Annotated in this window: 13 protein-coding genes; 9 read left to right on the forward strand and 4 right to left on the reverse strand. The window is 68.4% G+C overall.

Annotated elements, in window-relative coordinates:
• The first annotated feature begins 1 nt into the window (after position 1).
• Positions 2–1,258, forward strand: coding sequence for a DUF6986 family protein (locus ACI3KT_RS13785; protein ID WP_292904960.1), 1,257 nt, complete (start codon positions 2–4; stop codon positions 1,256–1,258).
• Positions 1,255–2,070: a bifunctional allantoicase/(S)-ureidoglycine aminohydrolase gene (locus ACI3KT_RS13790; protein WP_404904873.1), complete on the forward strand. Its 816-nt coding sequence runs from the start codon at positions 1,255–1,257 to the stop codon at positions 2,068–2,070. Before ACI3KT_RS13785 ends, ACI3KT_RS13790 begins: the two co-directional genes overlap by 4 nt.
• Positions 2,071–2,375: 305 nt before the next feature.
• On the opposite strand, the gene ACI3KT_RS13795 is transcribed toward ACI3KT_RS13790, so the two are convergent.
• Positions 2,376–3,779, reverse strand: coding sequence for an MFS transporter (locus tag ACI3KT_RS13795; protein WP_292904964.1), 1,404 nt, complete (start codon positions 3,777–3,779; stop codon positions 2,376–2,378).
• Positions 3,780–4,018: 239 nt separating this feature from the next.
• Here ACI3KT_RS13795 and ACI3KT_RS13800 point away from each other — a divergent pair, with 239 nt between their 5' ends.
• The 7 genes from ACI3KT_RS13800 to allB all read left to right on the forward strand — a co-directional run bounded on the left by ACI3KT_RS13800 (position 4,019) and on the right by allB (position 12,574).
• A complete protein-coding gene (locus tag ACI3KT_RS13800) occupies positions 4,019–4,822 on the forward strand; it encodes a hydroxypyruvate isomerase family protein (protein ID WP_404904875.1) in 804 nt (267 codons plus the stop codon).
• A 34-nt stretch (positions 4,823–4,856) separates the two neighbouring features.
• Entirely contained in the window at positions 4,857–5,732 is an 876-nt protein-coding gene (locus tag ACI3KT_RS13805) for a 2-hydroxy-3-oxopropionate reductase (protein WP_404904877.1), read from the forward strand.
• 42 nt (positions 5,733–5,774) lie between these two features.
• On the forward strand, positions 5,775–7,562 hold the full coding sequence (gcl, locus tag ACI3KT_RS13810; RefSeq protein WP_404904878.1) for a glyoxylate carboligase: 1,788 nt from the start codon (positions 5,775–5,777) through the stop codon (positions 7,560–7,562).
• Between the two features lie 7 nt (positions 7,563–7,569).
• A complete protein-coding gene (locus tag ACI3KT_RS13815; RefSeq protein WP_404904880.1) occupies positions 7,570–8,685 on the forward strand; it encodes a glycerate kinase in 1,116 nt (371 codons plus the stop codon).
• A 155-nt stretch (positions 8,686–8,840) separates the two neighbouring features.
• Positions 8,841–10,370 carry an NCS1 family nucleobase:cation symporter-1 gene (locus ACI3KT_RS13820; RefSeq protein WP_307292434.1) on the forward strand — a complete coding sequence of 510 codons (1,530 nt, stop codon included), beginning with the start codon at positions 8,841–8,843 and terminating at the stop codon, positions 10,368–10,370.
• A gap of 17 nt (positions 10,371–10,387) precedes the next feature.
• A complete protein-coding gene (locus tag ACI3KT_RS13825) occupies positions 10,388–11,113 on the forward strand; it encodes an aspartate/glutamate racemase family protein (protein WP_404904881.1) in 726 nt (241 codons plus the stop codon).
• A gap of 60 nt (positions 11,114–11,173) precedes the next feature.
• Positions 11,174–12,574 carry an allantoinase AllB gene (gene allB / locus ACI3KT_RS13830; protein WP_307292430.1) on the forward strand — a complete coding sequence of 467 codons (1,401 nt, stop codon included), beginning with the start codon at positions 11,174–11,176 and terminating at the stop codon, positions 12,572–12,574.
• A gap of 37 nt (positions 12,575–12,611) precedes the next feature.
• Here the strand turns inward: allB and ACI3KT_RS13835 are convergent, their stop codons facing one another.
• The 3 genes from ACI3KT_RS13835 to ACI3KT_RS13845 are packed head-to-tail and all read right to left on the reverse strand — an operon-like array spanning position 12,612 to position 16,401.
• Complete coding sequence (locus ACI3KT_RS13835) at positions 12,612–13,889, reverse strand: tetratricopeptide repeat protein (protein ID WP_404904884.1); 1,278 nt, start codon at positions 13,887–13,889, stop codon at positions 12,612–12,614.
• Positions 13,886–15,160: a tetratricopeptide repeat protein gene (locus ACI3KT_RS13840; RefSeq protein WP_404904886.1), complete on the reverse strand. Its 1,275-nt coding sequence runs from the start codon at positions 15,158–15,160 to the stop codon at positions 13,886–13,888. The genes ACI3KT_RS13835 and ACI3KT_RS13840 overlap by 4 nt, the downstream gene beginning before the upstream one ends.
• Positions 15,157–16,401: an ATP-binding protein gene (locus ACI3KT_RS13845; protein WP_404904887.1), complete on the reverse strand. Its 1,245-nt coding sequence runs from the start codon at positions 16,399–16,401 to the stop codon at positions 15,157–15,159. The genes ACI3KT_RS13840 and ACI3KT_RS13845 overlap by 4 nt, the downstream gene beginning before the upstream one ends.
• Positions 16,402–16,528 lie beyond the last annotated feature (127 nt).

The raw sequence follows: 16,528 nt of genomic DNA on the forward strand, positions 1-16,528 counted from the left end.
CATGACAGCTCTCACCGAGGACGACCTCGCCGGCATCGACTCCCGGCTCGCCGGCACCGACGCCCTTCTCGCCACCGAGTACCCCGGCGACGACGGCACCCGACAGCCCGTGCACACGCTGTACGTGCCCGCCGATCGGTACGACCCCGAACTCCCGTCGCGCTTCGGCGCGCAGGCGGCCGAGGCCGTGGCCGCGTTCGGCGGCACGGCGGCACTGGCCGAAGCGATCGGGCTCGGGCACCTCGCGGGCGAACTCGCGCCCCTGGTCGACGCCAAGCTCCTCGCCGAGCCGATCGAAGACCTCCGCCTCGATTTCGAGGACGGCTACGGCGCCCGGCCGGATGACGAGGAGGACGCGGATGCCGTGCTCGCCGCGCAGCGCGTCGCCGCAGCCGTATCGGCAGGCGTCGCCCCGCCCTTCATCGGCATCCGCTTCAAGTGCTTCGAGGCGCCGACCCGGCGCCGCGGCATCCGCACCCTCGATCTGTTCCTGTCGACGCTCGCCTCGCTCGGGCCTCTCCCCGACGGGCTCGTGCTGACCCTGCCGAAGGTGACCACGGCCGCGCAGGTCGAAGCGATGGTCTCGCTGTGCGAGGTCTTCGAGGAGCGCCTCGGATTGGATGCCGGGCGCCTGCGCTTCGAGGTGCAGATGGAGACCCCGCAGCTGATCGTCGCCGCCGACGGCTCGGTGCCGGTCGCAGCGCTTCTGCACCGGGCGAACGGGCGGGTGTCGGCGCTGCACTACGGCACCTACGACTACAGTGCCTCGCTCCAGATCGCCGCGGCGTACCAGTCGATGGAGCATCCGGCCGCCGACTACGCCAAGCAGGTCATGCAGGTCGCCGTCGCCGAGACCGGCGTGCGGCTCTCGGACGGGTCGACCAACGTGATCCCGGTGGGGGAGAACGCGCTGGCCGCGTGGCAGCTGCACGCCCGACTCGTGCGGCGCTCGCTCGAGCGCGGCTACTACCAGGGCTGGGACCTCGCAGCACCGCAGCTGCCCACCCGGTTCCTCGCGACCTACGCCTTCTACCGCGAAGGCTTCGCCGCCGCGGCGAAGCGCCTCGACAATTACCTGCACGGCAGTGACGCGACCATCATGGACGAGCCCGCCACAGCCAGAGCCCTCGCCCGCTTCGTCGTGCGCGGACTGGAGTGCGGAGCCGTCACGATCGACGAGGTGCGTTCAGCCACGGGATCCGAGCCGACAGAGCTCGTGCGTCTCGCCCACCCGAAACTCATCGCCAAGGAGGCATGATGTCCTACTACACCCCGGCCGGCGGCCTGCCGCCGCAGACCGATCTGCTCACCGATCGCGCGGTCGTCAAGCTCGCCTACACGTTCATCCCGAAGGGCGTGCTGCGCGACATCGTCACCAGCAGCCTTCCCGGCTTCACGAACACCCGCGCGTGGATCATCGCGCGGCCGACCCCGAGCTCGGCGACCACGTTCTCGCAGCTGATCGTCGAGATCGCGCCCGGCGGTGGAGCGGCGAAGCCCGAGGCCGAGGCGGGTGTCGAGGGCGTCGTGTTCGTCACGACCGGGCGCCTCACGCTCACGCTCGAGGGCGAGACGCACGTGCTGGAGGAGGGCGGCTACGCCTTCATCGCGCCTGGCGCGTCATGGTCGCTCGCGAACGATGGCGAGGAGATCACGAGCTTCCACTGGATCCGCAAGGCGTACGAGTGGCTCGAGGGCGTGGACGCTCCAGCATCCTTCGTCACGAGCGACAAGGACATCGAGCCGGTCTCGATGCCCGACACCGACGACGTGTGGTCGACCACGCGCTTCTCCGACGCGAGCGACATGGCGCACGACATGCAGGTGAACATCGTCACCTTCAAGCCGGGCGGATCGATCCCGTTCGCCGAGACGCACGTCATGGAGCACGGACTGTTCGTGCTGCAGGGCAAGGCCGTCTACCGCCTCAACGACGACTGGGTCGAGTGCGAGGCCGGCGACTACATGCTGCTGCGCGCCTTCTGCCCCCAGGCTTGCTACGCCGGCGGCCCCGAGGACTTCCGCTACCTGCTCTACAAGGACATGAACCGCCAGATCAAGCTCACCTGAGCGCCGTCCTGACGAACGAATCGCACCTCTCCGTCCTGGGGAGGTGCGATTCGCTTGTCCGGCGCATTTCGGCCCGCCCGCATCCGTCGGCGCATGGTCAGCGGTGGGCGCACCTCGGTCACGCCTCGGCAGGGTGTGATGGGATTCGGCTCACCGCGAGCGTGACAGCCCTGGGGTTCGGTCACGCATCGGCAGGGTGCGGAGCCGGGCGGCCCGCCACAGACGTGACCGAACCGTCAGCGCAGAGGGACGCGCGAAGGGGGTGTGCCGGTACCGGCAACACCCCCTTCGACGGATCCGACGGGTCAGGCGCTCGTCGCGACCTCGGCGGCGGCACGCTCCTCGACGGTCGGGATCTGCTCGATCCGGCCGAGCACCACCGTGTAGAAGATGATGCCGATGACCAGCATGACGCCGGCGACGATGAATGCCCAGGCGAAGCTGCCGGTGAACTGCACGATGAACCCGGTGACGATCGGGGCGGTCGTGCCGATGAGGTTGTTCACCGTGTTCATGACAGCACCCGTCGCACCCACAGAGCCCTCCGGGGCGATCAGGGCGGGCAGCGAGTTCGTCACGCTGAAGGTGATGGTGATGCCCGTGATCCCCAGCGTGATCCAGATGAGCGACCAGACGAGGTCGGTGGTGAACGCCGTTCCGACGATCGTGGTGGCGAGCACCATGCCGCCGATGATGAACACTCGTCGAACCGCGGTGCTGGACTTCCCGTTGCGAACCAGTCGATCCAACAGATAGCCGGGCAGCAGGTACTGCACGACGACGGCGAACAACCAGGGGACGGCGGTGAACAGACCCGACTTCGCGACGTCCATGTGCATCTGGGACTGCAGGAACCCCGGCAGCCAGGTGAGCAGCATCCACTGCACGTAGCCGGCGCAGCCGAGTCCGAGCGACATGCCCCAGACCTTGCGCTGGCGCAGGATGTATCCGAGGTTGGCGAGCGGGTTCGGCGTCGGAGCGTCTTCGTGCTGCGCGCCGCCGTCGAGGATGTGGCTCAGTTCGGCGTCGCTCAGCCGGCCCTTGCGGTTCATCTCCTTCGGGTCTCGGTAGAAGACGAAGAAGACGATGAAGTAGATCAGGCTGAGCACGCCGATGGTGATGAACGCGCCGCGCCATCCGAACAGGGCGACGGCGGCGCCGACGAGGGGGAAGCCGATCACGTTGGAGAGGCGCTGGCCGCTGTCGAAGATCACGGTGGCCATTCCGCGCTCGCTGCGCGGGAACCAGTAGCTCGTGGTCTTCATGGCGCCGGGGAAGATCGGCGCCTCGGCGAGGCCGAGGATCAGCCGGGCGATGAGAAGCAGGCCCATGCCGCTGATCATGGCGGTGAGGAAGCACGAGACGGCCCACAGGACTGTCGCGGCCCGCATGACCCACTTGATGCCGATCTTGTCCAGGAGCATTCCCATGGGGATCTGCATGAGCGCATACGACCAGCCGAAGCTGCCGAGGATGATGCCGATCTGACCCTCTGTGAGCCCGAACTCCATCCTCATGTCGTGCTCCGCGATGGACATCGAGCTGCGGTCGATGTAATTGATCAGCACCGCGAAGAACAGCAGGAAGCCGATGGCCCAGCGGACGCGGCCGACCTTCTTCGCTTTCGGGACGATCAGTCCGGTGCGGGGGATCAGATCCTTGTGCCCGGTGGGCGATCGGACAGGATCGGGCGATTCAGTGGAAGACATGGAGGAGACCTCTCTTGCTCGTCATCGAGTTGAGTCTGGACGCCTCTCCGAATGAGGGCGTTCGAGAACAGTAACGCCGGAGCGGACTATTCCGCAATAGAGAAGTTCATATCCACGATATGAAAGAACTGAGGATCACCACCGCGCCGTCGTGCCGGTTGACAGCGCCCGCGACGCGGGCGTACTCTTTTCATCACAAGGAACTTTTCTTCCACAATCCGATAATCAAGGATGATGTCATGAGCTACACCGTCAACGCTTCGATCCTGCTGACCGAGCTGCCGATCACCGAGCGGCCCGCGGCGGTCAAGGCAGCCGGCTTCGATGCCGTCGAGTTCTGGTGGCCGTTCTCCTCCGCGGTCCCCGCGCAGGACGAGGTCGACGAGTTCGCCACGGCCATCGAGGAAGCGGGCGTCCGGCTCACCGGTCTCAACTTCTTCGCCGGCGACATGCCCGGCGGCGACCGCGGCCTCGTCTCGTGGGTCGGCCGCGATGACGAGTTCCGCGCCAACGTCGATGTCGTCGTCCGCATCGGCGAGCGCCTCGGCACCAAGGCGTTCAACGCGCTCTACGGCAATCGCATCGAAGGCACGGATCCGCAGGCGCAGGACGACCTGGCCGTGCAGAACCTCGCGTTCGCCGGCGCGGCCGTCGCGAAGATCGGCGGCGTCGTCCTGCTCGAACCCGTCTCCGGCATGGATGCCTACCCGCTGAAGACCGCGGCCGACGCGCTCGCGATCATCCAGCGCGTCAAGGACGAGCACGGCGTCGACAACGTCAAGCTTCTCGCCGATTTCTACCACCTTGCCGTGAACGGCGACGACGTCCCCGCGGTCATCGCCGGCCACGCCGCCGAGTTCGGTCACGTCCAGATCGCCGACGCCCCGGGGCGCGGCGAGCCGGGCACGGGCGACCTGCCTCTGGAGCAGTGGATCGCCGACGCACGGGCCGGCGGCTACACCGGCCCCATCGGGCTCGAATACAAGGCGACCCAGGCCGACCCCTTCGCCTGGCTGAGCTCGACCACGAGCACGAACGCCTGAACCACCGACAGAAGATCCGCGAAGGAGCGAAGACATGACCAGCATCGCCATCATCGGCCTCGGCATCATGGGCCTGCCCATGGCCGAGAACCTCGTCAAGGCCGGCTACGACGTGACCGGTTTCAACCGCAGTCAGGAGCCGATCGACAAGCTCGTCGAGGCCGGCGGCACGGGCGCCACCAGCATCGCGGATGCCGTCAAGGACGCGGATGTCGTCATCACGATGGTTCCGGATTCCCCCGACGTCGAGGGCGTCGTGCGCGGCGAGGACGGAGTGTTCGCGAACGCGAAGTCCGGCGCGCTCTGGATCGACAACTCCTCGATCCGTCCCGATGTCGCCAAGACGCTCGCCGAAGAGGCCGTCGCCGCAGGATTCGGTGCGGTCGATGCCCCCGTCTCGGGCGGCGAGCAGGGCGCGATCGACGGCGTCCTCTCGATCATGGTCGGCGGATCTCCAGAGCACTTCGCGGCCGCTGAGCCCGTGTTGCAGGCGATCGGCAAGACCATCATCCACGTCGGCCCCGCCGGTGCCGGTCAGACCGTCAAGGCGGCCAACCAGCTCATCGTCGCGGTGAACATCCAGGCGCTCGCCGAGGCCGTCGTCTTCCTGGAGGCGTTCGGCGTCGACATGGATGCCGCACTCACGGTCCTCGGGGGCGGCCTCGCCGGCTCCAAGGTCCTCGACCAGAAGGGGCAGAAGATGCTGAACCGCGACTTCGCCCCCGGATTCCGCCTCGCCCTCCACAACAAGGATCTGGGCATCGTCACCTCGGCCGCACGTTCCGTGGGGGTCACCGTCCCCCTCGGTGCAGCCGTCGCGCAGCTCGTGAACGCCCTCGTCGCCCGTGGCGACGGCGGCCTCGACCACTCGGGCCTCTTCAAGCTCACCGCCGAACTCTCCGGTCGCTGAGCTCAGCGCATCCCGATCCGACTTGATTCCTAAGGACTTCTCATGACTCGCATGCGTGCAGTGGACGCCATCGTCCAGATCCTGGTGAAGGAGGGCGCCACCGAGGCGTTCGGCCTGCCAGGCGCTGCCATCAACCCCCTGTACTCCGCGATGCGCCAGGGCGGCGGCATCCGGCACACCCTGGCCCGTCACGTCGAGGGCGCCAGCCACATGGCCGACGGCTACAGCCGCACCGGCGACGGCCGCATCGGCATCTGCATCGGCACCTCGGGCCCCGCGGGCACCGACATGATCACCGGCCTCTACGCGGCGATCGCCGACAGCATCCCGATGCTGTGCATCACCGGCCAGGCGCCGGTGGCCAAGCTCGACAAGGAGGACTTCCAGGCCGTCGACATCGCCTCGATCGCGAAGCCGGTCACGAAGTTCGCCAAGACCGTGCTCGAGGCGGGCCAGATCCCTGGCGCCTTCCAGACGGCGTTCCAGATCATGCGCTCGGGGCGCCCCGGTCCGGCGCTGCTCGATCTGCCCTTCGACGTGCAGATGACCGAGATCGAGTTCGACATCGACACGTACGAGCCCCTGCCTGTCGCGAAGCCGACGGCGACGCGTGCACAGGCCGAGAAGGTGCTCGACATGCTCATCGGCTCGAAGCATCCCGCGATCATCGCCGGCGGCGGCATCGTGAACTCCGGTGCCTCGGCGAAGCTCGTCGAGCTCGCCGAGACCCTGGGCGCGCCGGTGTTCCCGACCCTGATGGGCTGGGGGGCGATCGGCGACGACCACCCGCTGGCCGGAGGCCTCGTCGGCATCCAGACCTCGCAGCGCTACGGCAACGCGAGCTTCCTCGAGAGCGACTTCGTGCTCGGCATCGGCAACCGGTGGGCGAACCGCCACACCGGCGGTCTCGACACGTACCGCAAGGGCCGCACCTTCGTGCACGTCGACATCGAGCCCACGCAGATCGGCCGTGTGTTCGCGCCCGATTACGGTGTGGTCTCCGACGCCGGCGCGTTCATCGACGCGCTGCTCGGGGCCGCGCGCGACCGCGTCGCCGAGCTGCCCGACTACAACGGCTGGGCGCAGGAGTGCCGCGACCGCAAGGCGCGTCTGCAGCGCAAGACGAACTTCGACGACGTGCCCATGAAGCCGCACCGCGTCTATCAGGAGATGCTGTCGGCCTTCGGCCATGACACCACCTACGTGACGACGATCGGCCTGTCGCAGATCGCCGGCGCCCAGCTGCTGCACGTGTACGGACCCCGTCAGTGGATCAATGCGGGCCAGGCCGGACCCCTCGGCTGGACCCTGCCCGCCGCTCTCGGCGTCGTGCGGGGCAAGCCGGAGCAGACCGTCGTCGCCCTGAGCGGCGACTACGACTTCCAGTTCATGATCGAGGAGCTCGCGGTGGGGGCGCAGCACAAGCTGCCCTACATCCACGTCGTGGTGAACAACAGCTATCTCGGCCTGATCCGCCAGTCGCAGCGTCCGTTCGAGATGGACTACGAGGTCTCCCTCGCCTTCGACAACATCAACACCCCCTACGACGAGAACAGCGTCGCGCAGGGCTACGGCGTCGACCACGTCAAGGTCGCCGAAGGCCTCGGTTGCAAGGCGATCCGCGTGGAGCGTCCGGAGGACCTCGCCGCGGGCTTCGCCGAAGCTGAGCGTCTGCGTGAGGAGTTCCAGGTGCCGGTGGTCGTCGAGGTGATCCTCGAGCGGGTGACCAACATCGCGATGGGCGCCGATCTCGACACCATGAACGAGTTCGAGGACCTCGCGACGACGGCGGCCGACGCGCCCGAGGCCGTGTACGCACTGCTGGACTGAGCACGACATGCGCGTCCTGATCGCCTCCGACAAGTTCAAGGGCTCCGCGACAGGAGCCGAGGTCGCGGCCGCACTCGGTGACGGCATCCGTTCGGTGACGCCGGATGCCGAGATCGAGACGGTGCCCGTCGCCGATGGCGGCGAGGGCACCGTCGAGGCCGCGATCGCGAGCGGGTTCGAGGCGGTCAGCGTGCGAGTCACGGGCCCGACCGGCGCGCCACTTGATGCGCGGTTCGCCGTGCGCGGTGACGAGGCGATCATCGAGATGGCGGCGGCGAGCGGGCTGGACGTGCTGCCCCGGGGCGAGAAGGCCGCGCTCACGGCGACCAGCCACGGCACCGGCGAACTCATCGCCGCGGCGCTCGACCGTGGGTGCACGACGATCGTGCTCGGAGTCGGGGGCAGCGCGAACACCGACGGGGGAGCGGGGATGCTGCAGGCGCTCGGCGTCTCGCTGCGTGCGCACGACCGCCCTGTGCGGCCGGGCGGTGCGGCGCTGGCCGAGCTCGTCGAGGTCGATGCATCGGGTCTCGATCCGCGCCTCGCCGGCGCGACGATCGTGCTGGCGAGCGACGTCGACAATCCTCTGCTGGGAGACCGGGGGGCGGCTTCGGTGTTCGCGCCGCAGAAGGGGGCGAGCGCCGACGATGTCGCCGTCCTCGAGACGGGCCTGCGCCGGTTCTCGGAACTGCTCGAGCAGCAGCCGGGAGTGCGACCGGCGGCCGGCGCGGCCGGAGCGGGTGCTGCGGGAGGCGTGGGCTATGCGGCCCTCGCGGTGCTCGGTGCGCGAAGAGAACCGGGCATCGACGTGGTGCAGAGGCTCACCGGCCTCGCCGATCGTCTGGCGGGTGTCGACCTCGTCATCACCGGCGAGGGCAGCCTCGACGATCAGAGCCTCGGGGGCAAGACGCCTCTCGGCGTGGCCGCCGCTGCGCGGGCTGCCGGTGTGCCTGTCGTGGCCGTCTGCGGGCGGTCGACGCTGTCCGAGGGGCAGGCGGCGGGCGCCGGATTCCGTCGCGTCTATCCGCTCAGCGAGCTCGAACCCGATGCGGCCACGAGCATGGCGAACGCCAGATCGCTGCTCGTCGAGGTCGGCGCGCGGATCGCGACAGAATTCGCCTGATTTGGTATGCCGTCCAATGTTTTGGTATGCCAAATCATTGACAACGCGCTTCGTGTGTGGTGAGATTTCCTTAGCTGAAAGTTTGATTCCATGATACGGAATCAACATCCTCCCTCTCCACAACTCATCTGACAACGCAGTCAAGAAGGGCGCTCATGTCCACCGAAGAGTTCGTCCACATACCCAGCCGCGCATCCGAAGGCCTCGATGAGGCCCCCTCGATCACGGTCGCCGTGCAGGCCGGCATCAGCCCGCGACTGTACAACAGCGACCTGGCTCCGACCACCCGTGAGGGCCGGCACTGGAGCGCCTACAGCATCTTCAGCCTCTGGGCCAACGACGTGCACAGCCTCGGCAACTACGCGTTCGCGATCGGCCTCTTCGCGCTCGGTCTCAGCGGCGGGGCGATCCTGGGGGCGCTGGCATTCGGCGCGCTGTTCCTGTTCCTGCTGCTCACCTTCTCGGGATTCATGGGAGAGAAGACGGGCGTCCCGTTCCCGGTCATGAGCCGCATCGCGTTCGGCGTGCACGGCGCTCAGATCCCGGGCCTGCTGCGCGGCATCGTGGCCATCGCGTGGTTCGGAGTGCAGACCTTCCTCGCCTCGCAAGTGCTCCAGGTCGTGATCCTCGCGGTCGCTCCGGGCGCCGCATCGCTTCAGGAGGGGGCGTTCCTCGGCCTCTCGGCCCTCGGCTGGATCACCTTCGTCGCGCTCTGGATCGTGCAGGTCATCATCGTCAGCTACGGCATGGAGATGATCCGCAAGTACGAGGCCTTCGCCGGACCGATCATCCTCGGCACCTTCGTCATCCTCGCGGTGTGGGTGCTCGTGCAGAGCGGCTTCCAGATCAACTGGGCGCCGCACGGGACCGCCGAGGGCGGCGAGCTGTGGCTCAAGATGCTCGGCGCCGCCTCTCTCTGGGTCTCGATCTACGGCACCTTCGTGCTCAACTTCTGCGACTTCACCCGCGGCGCGAAGTCGCGCAAGGCGATCGTCAAGGGCAATTTCTGGGGCATCCCGATCAACATGCTCTTCTTCGGACTGATCGTCGTGATCCTCGCCGGCGGCACCTTCGAGATCGACGGCACGGTCATCACCTCTCCGGCCGACGTCGTCGCCGCGATCCCGAACACGCTCCTGCTCGTGCTGGCCTCGCTCGCGCTCATCGCCCTCACGGTGGCGGTGAACCTCATGGCGAACTTCGTCGCCCCGACCTATGCGTTCACGAACCTGCTGCCCAGGCACCTGAACTTCCGCAAGGCGGCGCTCCTGTCAGCCGTGATCGGACTCGTCATCACACCATGGAACCTGTACAACTCCCCGGTCGTGATCAACGTCTTCCTCGGCGGTCTCGGCGCCCTGCTCGGTCCGCTCTTCGGCATCATCATGGTCGACTACTGGCTGATCAAGAAGCAGCGCATCAACGTGCCCGAGCTGTACTCGACTTCGCCCGTCGCCGAGTACGCGTACTCTCGCGGCTTCAACCCGCGGGCGGTCATCGCGCTGATCGTGGCCGGCGGCATCTCGCTTCTGCTCACCTTCATGCCGGTCTTCGAGTCCGTTCGCGAGTTCTCGTGGTTCTTCGCGGCGGGTCTGGCGGCCGTCGTCTACGGCGTGATCGCCGACCGTCGCGGCCCGTTCCACGACGTCCCCGCCGGCGACATCGCCGTCACTCCGACCCACTGACCCGGAAGGCATCGATCATGCGCATCCTCGTCGCGAACGTGAACACCACCCAGACGATGACCGATGGCATCGCCGAGGCCGCTCGAGCTGTGGCCGCGCCCGGCACCGAGATCATCGGGCTCACCCCCGACTTCGGCGCCGAGTCCTGCGAGGGCAACTTCGAGAGCTATCTCGCGGCGATCGCCGTGATGGACAAGGTGGTCAAGTACGAGGGCCAATACGACGCGGTCATCCAGGCCGGGTACGGGGAGCACGGGCGCGAGGGCCTGCAGGAGCTGCTCACGGTGCCCGTCGTGGACATCACGGATGCCGCGGCATCCACCGCGATGTACCTCGGACGCTCCTACTCCGTCGTCACGACCCTCGATCGCGCAGTGCCCCTGATCGAGGACCGGCTGATCCTCGCCGGCCTCCACGATCGGTGCGCATCCGTGCGCTCCTCAGGTCTCGGTGTGCTGGAGCTCGAGTCCGATCCCGAACGGGCGATCCAGGCGATCGCGGCCGAGGCTCAGCGCGCGGTCGAGATCGATCGCGCCGAGGTCATCGTCCTCGGCTGCGGAGGCATGGCCGAGCTGAAGCAGCGCGTCGTCGAGCTGTGCGGCGTTCCCGTCGTCGACGGGGTGCAGGCCGCGGTCGCGGTCGCCGAGGGACTCGTGCGGCTGGGGCTGACCACCTCGAAGGTGCGCACCTACGCACCGCCTCGCCCGAAGCGGATCACCGGCTTCGGAACCCGCACGCGCTGAACACGCGCAGAATCTATTCAGGACACACAGCCGGCTGCGCCGGCGGAAGGGAACGGCGACATGTCGCAGGAGTTCGAACAGCAGGATGCCGGACAGGCCTCGCTCGACCCGACGGGGGAGCACTACGACCTCGTGATCCGCGGGGAGCGCGTGCTCACCTCTGCCGGCATCCGGCCTCGCGAGGTCGGCGTCCGCGGTGGCGTCATCGTCGCGATGCAGCCGCTCGGCAACAACCTGAACGGCGGAGAGGTCATCGAACTCGCCGCCGATGAGACCTTGATCCCCGGCCTCGTCGACACGCACGTGCACGTCAACGAGCCCGGTCGCACCGAGTGGGAGGGCTTCGCCTCCGCCACCCGCGCCGCCGCGGCCGGCGGAGTCACGACCATCGTCGACATGCCGCTGAACAGCATCCCGCCCACCGTCAGCGTCGAGGCGCTGAACGTCAAGCGCGAGGCCGCCAAGGGGCAGACGCATGTCGACGTCGGCTTCTGGGGCGGGGCGGTGCCGGGAAACACGGCCGACCTGAGACCCCTGCACGACGCCGGTGTCTTCGGCTTCAAGTGCTTCCTGCTGCACTCGGGCGTCGACGAGTTCCCGCCGCTCGACGCGGACGAGCTCGAGAAGGACATGCGCGAGCTCTCGAACTTCGACTCGGTCATGATCGTGCACGCCGAAGACTCCCGGGCGATCGACCGCGCTCCGCAGCCCGAAGGCGACGACTACAGCAAGTTCCTCGCCTCGCGTCCGAGGGGAGCTGAGAACCTGGCGATCGCCGAGGTCATCGAGCGTGCTCGCTGGACGGGCGCCCGCGCGCACATCCTCCACCTGTCGTCATCCGACGCCCTGGCCATGCTCCGCACCGCCAAGCACGACGGGCTGAAGATCACGGTCGAGACGTGCCCGCACTACCTGACGCTCACGGCCGAGGAGATCCCGCACGGGGCCACCCAGTTCAAGTGCTGCCCGCCGATCCGCGAGGCCGGCAACCGCGAGCTGTTGTGGCAGGGACTCGAAGACGGCACGATCGACTTCATCGTCTCGGACCACTCGCCGTCGACGCTCGACCTCAAGGACCTCGAGAACGGCGACTTCGCCGTGGCCTGGGGTGGTGTCGCCTCGCTGCAGCTCGGTCTGTCGCTGATCTGGACCGAGGCGCGTCAGCGCGGACTGTCTCTCGAGACGGTCGTGTCGTGGATGAGCGAGCGCCCCGCGCAGTTCGCCGGCCTCACCGGAAAGGGGCGCATCGCGCCCGGCTACGATGCCGACTTCTCGGTGTTCGCGGCCGACGACGCCTACGTGGTCGACGTGGAGAAGCTTCACCACAAGAACCACCTGACGCCCTATCACGGCAAGGCGCTGGCCGGCGTCGTGCGCACGACGTACCTGCACGGCGAGGTCATCGACTTCGAGACCCCGCGCGGACGCCTGCTGCGCCGGGGCATGACCGACTCGGAGTGACCCGTGGAATGACCGTCAGCGGGGTGCTCGGCAGCGCTCAGCCGGCTGTGCGTCGACTGCGACCCGGGCGGGGATCGCGACCGCCGAAAGCGGCGACGCGATCCCAGATCCACTCCGCCGGACTCGGCGCGACCTCGACGTCGGGCACCCCGGGCGAACGACGATACAGCTTCCCTCCGAGCCCCTCGAGGAGGTAGTCGCCGGCATCGTCCGTGAAGATCACCCAGAAATGGTCGGGCTTGTCGTCCCAGTCGCCCCAGGCGGCGGGGTCCTGCTCGACCCCGTCATTCATCTCGGCCACCTCGGCGCCGGTCATCAGCCGGAAGCGCTCCCCGGGGCCCCAGAGCTCGCCGGTTCCGGCCGCCTGGCCGTCATGCCAGGCGAAGATCGTGTCCAGGCCGCCCGATGCGACGGCGGCAGCCTGGTCGAGCGGCGGGCGCAGAGTCGCCGCCAGAGCCTCGGGCATCACCTCGTCGAGCGCGACGAGCGCATCCGCGAGATCGGCGCCGAAGGCCTTCGCCACGAAGCGTCGCCAGACGTATTCCCCCATCTGCATCTCGCGCATCGTGTCCATCGTCGCGGCGCCGGTGCGGATCGGCTCGAGGAAGCCTCTCGTGACCTTGACGCCGTTCTGCGCGAGTTCGAAGGTCGGGTCCTCGCGCAGCGCTCGCTGGAACAGATCGAGCGCCTCGTCTGGCCGATAGCTGTTCAGGTATGCGTAGCCGAGCGTCACCGCGAGCAGGTACTCCGTCGGATCTGCGGCGTACGCCTCCTCCGCGGCGGGCAGGAGGCGCTCGGGGTCAGCCGCCGTGGCGAAGAGTCGTGTGGCGCGCTGTCCCAGCGCGATGGCATGCTCCTGCGCGCCCTGCGCCGCGGCGATCCCCACCGCCTCGTCGATGCGGCGCCAGCCTTCCTCGGCGCGGCCGGTGTACGCCAGGGCGCTGCCGAGCTCCATGTGCTCGATCCAATCGGCATCCGGCTGCTCGCGCAGCACGATCTCGCAGAGCCGGAGAGCCTCGGCGAAGTCGCCGTCGGACATCTCGAGGTCGCGGAGCTTCTTCACCGCGTTCAGATACTGGCGGTCCCGCCGCCCGATGAGGTCTCGAAGCAGGCGTCTCGCCTCGTCGATCTCGCCGCACGCCTCGCGGTGCAGAGCGATGAGCACGATCATGCCGGTGAACGAGGGCTCGCGGGCGAGCACGCTGTGCGCGAGCTCAGGGATGCGCGGATGGGTCGGCTGCGCATCCCAGAGCTCCCACGCGAGGTCACGGTCGTGCTCGATGGCCGATCGTTCGTCGTTCGTCGTCGTGTTCATCCTCTCGGAGCCCTTCCTGGTCGCGGCTCCTCGCCGCCGAAGTCGACGACGCGATCCCAGACCCAGTCGGCGAGGCTGGGGGCGACCTCGACATCCGGGCCGCCGACCGTCCGGCGGTACAGGCGCGAGGCGTACCCCTCGAAGAAGTACGAGCCCGCGTCGTCGGTCGCGATCGGGACGAAGGCGTCGTCCTCGGACCACGCCGGCCAGGCGCCTGGGTCCTGAGCGGCGGCCGCCATCGCGTCGACCTCGGCGCCCGAGAGCAGCCGAACCGGTTCGCCGAGCCCCCAGGCGTAGCCGGTGCCGGGGTCTTGACCGTCATGCCAGCCGAGGAGGGAGCGGTTTCCCTCCGTGGCCTCGAGCTTCTTCCTGCGCAGGGGTCCGCGCAGTGCCCGTACGAGCGCGCGCGGCAGCACGCGGCTCAGCGCGGCCAGCGCGTGCTCGATGTCGAGATCGAAGATCTGCTCGTGCATGATCCGCCAGGCCATCTCTCCCATGCCCGCCTCGCGGAGCTGGTCCATCGTCGCGTCGCCGCGCTCGATCGGTTCGAGGAAACCGCGCGCCATGATCATGCCGCCCTGCGCGACGGTGTCGGTCGGGTCCTCGCGGAGCACGCGCTGGAAGAGGTCGCGCGCGTCCGCCGCGCGGTAGTCGTACAGATAGGCGTACGCCAGGGCGATCGAGAGCAGCCTCTCCCACGGGCTCGCAGCGATCGCCGCCTCGGCGGCCGGGAGGAAGCGCTCGGGCGGCGCCCCGGTCGAGAGGAACAGCAGCGCCCGCTTGGCGAGGACCTTCGGAATGAGGGTGGGATCGACTCGACCCGTCCACACCACCGCCTCGTCCATGAGGTCCCACCCGTCGGTGCGGCTGCCGGTGAACACGGTCGCGGCGCCGAGCATCATCAGGTCGAGCCACTCGACCTCTTCCCCGCCCTGCATCGCGTGCTCGGCGAGCCGGAGGGCCTCATCGAATCTCCGGTTCTCGTACTCGAGGTCGCGGAGGATGCGGACCGCAGTGAGGCGGTAGCCGTCCTGAAAGCCGATGAGCTGACGCAGCTCTCGACGCGCGTCATCGAGCTCGCCTCGTGCCTGGTGATGAAGGGCGAGGATGAGGTAGGTGCCGGTGAAGCGGGGTTCGCGTGCGAGGACGCTGTGGGCCAGGGTGGCGATCCTGCGGTTGGTCGGCTGCGCGCCGAGCAGCTCGAGGGCGAGGTCGCGGTCTCGGACGATGGCGACCTGCTCGAGGTTGTCGCGGTCGTCGTGGTGTGTCACCGCATGCCCTGCTTGACCCGGTAGGCGCGCAGCTGGTCGAAGGTGCCGTCGTCGACGCCGTATTCGAGCACGGGGGCCACCTGGTCGAACCAGCTCGTGGTGGAGGGAGTGATGCTCGCCGCGGACTCGAGCAGGCCCTCGGTGGTGACGGGGACGATCGCTCCCGCCGCCATCGACTCGGTGAGCGAGCGCTGCAGCGCGTGCTTCGCGACCTGGGCGATGTCGGCTCCCGAGAACCCCTCGGTCGCAGCGGCGACGGCGATGACATCGACGTCGTCCTGCGGCTTGCCGTCGAGGTCGCCCTGCAGGATCGCGGCGCGGGCGACCGCATCCGGCGGCAGCACGAGCACGGTCTTGTCGATGCGACCGGGGCGACGCAGGGCGGGGTCGATGTCCCACGGCCGGTTCGTGGCGGCGAGGAAGTAGACCCCGTCGTTCTCACTCGTCACGCCGTCGAGCTCTTCGAGCAGCTGGGTCACGATCATCCGCATCGACTGCGATCCGCCGCCGCCCGATGCCCGGCGTCCTCCGAGAGCGTCGAACTCGTCGAAGAAGATCACGCACGGCGCGGCTGCTCTGGCATCGCGGAACACGCTCTGGATCGCCCTCTCGCTCTCGCCGATCCAGGCGCTGAGCAGATCGGCGAGGGTGACGTGGATGAAGGAGGCGCCGAGGTCGCCGGCGATCGCCTTAGCGATGAACGTCTTCCCGCAGCCGGGCGGACCGTACATCAGGAGCGACCCGCCCGGCTTCTGCCCGAACGCCGCCGCGAGTGCAGGGTTGCGCAGCGGGGCGAGGAACGTCGAGTCGAGGTGCTGCTTGACCTCGGCGAGACCGGCCACGTCGGCGAGGGTCACCTGCGGGCGCTCCGCATCCCACAAGCCGGGCTGCTCGATCCGATCCCCGGTCGCAGCGTCGTCGTCGGCCGCGACCGGGGCTCGCGATGGCGCCTCCGGCTCGGGGACCCGCGCCGAGTCCGGTTCCACGGGCGCGCGCGGCGTGTCTGATGGCGCGGTGTTCGCCTTTCCGCTGCGCAGCCGTGCGGCCATCACGCGCGCCCGGAGCACGCGGGCGCGGGCGGGGTCGCCGCCGTGCGCCTCGAAGGCGTCGATCTCGGTCGCCGCCTGATCCGCATCTCGTTCCAGCAGCAGGGTTATGAAGTCCTCCCGCAGCGCGATGTTCTGCGGATCCTGCGCGACCTCGGCAGCGATCACCGCGAGAAACTCGTCGTCGTGCGCCATAGTGCCCCCTCAGCTGTCGTCAACGACCACCTCGATTCTTGCAGACGCGCCGAATCCTGACGCATGAACGCTCAGCGGTTGATCTACGGAGCAGCAGGCGGTAAAGTTGAGTCATAGTCACTCAACT

It is taken from the genome of Microbacterium sp. ZW T6_19 (assembly GCF_044987465.1).
Classification (GTDB): domain Bacteria; phylum Actinomycetota; class Actinomycetes; order Actinomycetales; family Microbacteriaceae; genus Microbacterium; species Microbacterium natoriense_A.

Excerpts from the sequence above, each read along its gene's own strand:
- ACI3KT_RS13785 (WP_292904960.1), top strand. The coding sequence starts at position 2 with ATGACAGCTCTCACCGAGGACGACCTCGCCGGCATCGACTCCCGGCTC.
- ACI3KT_RS13790 (WP_404904873.1), top strand. The coding sequence starts at position 1,255 with ATGATGTCCTACTACACCCCGGCCGGCGGCCTGCCGCCGCAGACCGAT.
- ACI3KT_RS13795 (WP_292904964.1), bottom strand. The coding sequence starts at position 3,779 with ATGTCTTCCACTGAATCGCCCGATCCTGTCCGATCGCCCACCGGGCAC.
- ACI3KT_RS13800 (WP_404904875.1), top strand. The coding sequence starts at position 4,019 with ATGAGCTACACCGTCAACGCTTCGATCCTGCTGACCGAGCTGCCGATC.
- ACI3KT_RS13805 (WP_404904877.1), top strand. The coding sequence starts at position 4,857 with ATGACCAGCATCGCCATCATCGGCCTCGGCATCATGGGCCTGCCCATG.
- gcl (WP_404904878.1), top strand. The coding sequence starts at position 5,775 with ATGACTCGCATGCGTGCAGTGGACGCCATCGTCCAGATCCTGGTGAAG.
- ACI3KT_RS13815 (WP_404904880.1), top strand. The coding sequence starts at position 7,570 with ATGCGCGTCCTGATCGCCTCCGACAAGTTCAAGGGCTCCGCGACAGGA.
- ACI3KT_RS13820 (WP_307292434.1), top strand. The coding sequence starts at position 8,841 with ATGTCCACCGAAGAGTTCGTCCACATACCCAGCCGCGCATCCGAAGGC.
- ACI3KT_RS13825 (WP_404904881.1), top strand. The coding sequence starts at position 10,388 with ATGCGCATCCTCGTCGCGAACGTGAACACCACCCAGACGATGACCGAT.
- allB (WP_307292430.1), top strand. The coding sequence starts at position 11,174 with ATGTCGCAGGAGTTCGAACAGCAGGATGCCGGACAGGCCTCGCTCGAC.
- ACI3KT_RS13835 (WP_404904884.1), bottom strand. The coding sequence starts at position 13,889 with ATGAACACGACGACGAACGACGAACGATCGGCCATCGAGCACGACCGT.
- ACI3KT_RS13845 (WP_404904887.1), bottom strand. The coding sequence starts at position 16,401 with ATGGCGCACGACGACGAGTTTCTCGCGGTGATCGCTGCCGAGGTCGCG.